The sequence below is a fragment of the Litorimonas sp. genome (genome assembly GCA_029936425.1).
Lineage (GTDB): Bacteria > Pseudomonadota > Alphaproteobacteria > Caulobacterales > Maricaulaceae > Litorimonas.
On sequence record JAPYSU010000169.1, the window covers coordinates 1 to 1,068 of the forward strand.

The 1,068-nt window shown below is 51.7% G+C and carries 1 protein-coding gene; it reads left to right on the forward strand.

Translation table 11 applies throughout. The features are described from left to right. Positions 1–71: 71 nt before the first annotated feature. On the forward strand, positions 72–1,068 hold a 997-nt coding region (locus tag ACN0IC_RS15750), incomplete at its 3' end, for a hypothetical protein (RefSeq protein WP_416879693.1).

Genomic DNA, 1,068 nt, shown 5'->3' on the forward strand with positions numbered 1-1,068 from the left:
CACCCACAACTGTGTGGGTGGGGGGGTGGGACCATTTAATTGAGGCAGAGAGATTCCTTGAGGTGTTTCAAATGGCGAACAGTTCCATCGACTCTAACTTCAGCCGCTTCTTCGACGCCCTGTCCCCGGCACTGCTGCGCAGTATAGGGGCCAGGCTGGAGCGGCTCTTCAAGTCACGTGCAGACTCCTCACCTGGGGAAGGTCTGAGGCAGAGGCTGGAGGCCGTGGTGGCCGTAGTCACCACTAAATTCAACTTGCTGAACCAGGTTTTCCAATTATATCAGTTGGGAAGATCTCTGCAGTCTGATTTGGTTTCCTTCTCTGCAAGTGTCCCACACCCCCAATACCAAACTGAGGAATCGCTGCAGGAAGCTCATGAGGGTTTTTGTGAATTGGTCTACAAAATGCAGTGTTTTGAGGAGTGGCGTGAGTTCTTGACCCACTGTGTTGGCGATGTGGTGGACCAGGCTGCTGGTTTCTATCAGGTTCTGGACATCCAACGTGCTAACCTCAGGTCCTATTTTGAGCTAGCTTATGGAAAACATTCTACCTTGTTCAACGCCTCGATTAACTTTTCCCGGTTTTTGAGGTCTCTCACGGCAGTGAAATGTCCCACCACAGAGATGCCATCCTTGCAAACAGATTTCCACCAAGTGAATGAGTTCTTCAAGGATTATGCGGGGCTTGAGTTTCCTAAAATGAGCAAAGAAGTTATGGACACCATCCAGGCCCATCTCAGTGCAATCACGATCCATGCTGACTGTCACCCAACTCATGCTGCTTCATTACCTGCAGGGCAGGGACACCCAGCTCCCGTCCAGTCACCCGATTTTGAACAGTTCAAGTCATTGTTTGCCGGCAGCCTCATGCAGACTCACACTCCTGCAGTACTAACCTCTATGCATGTCCCTGCCCAGCGGCTGTTCACCCCAGCGCCATTGCACACAGCAGGGCCTCCGAGCAGCATGCACCATCTCATGTCTGCAAAGCAACATTTTCCTACCATAGATCATCCACCGATTAGCAGTGCTCGTGCTCAAACTGAGCAGTTACCTGGGTGCACCGACA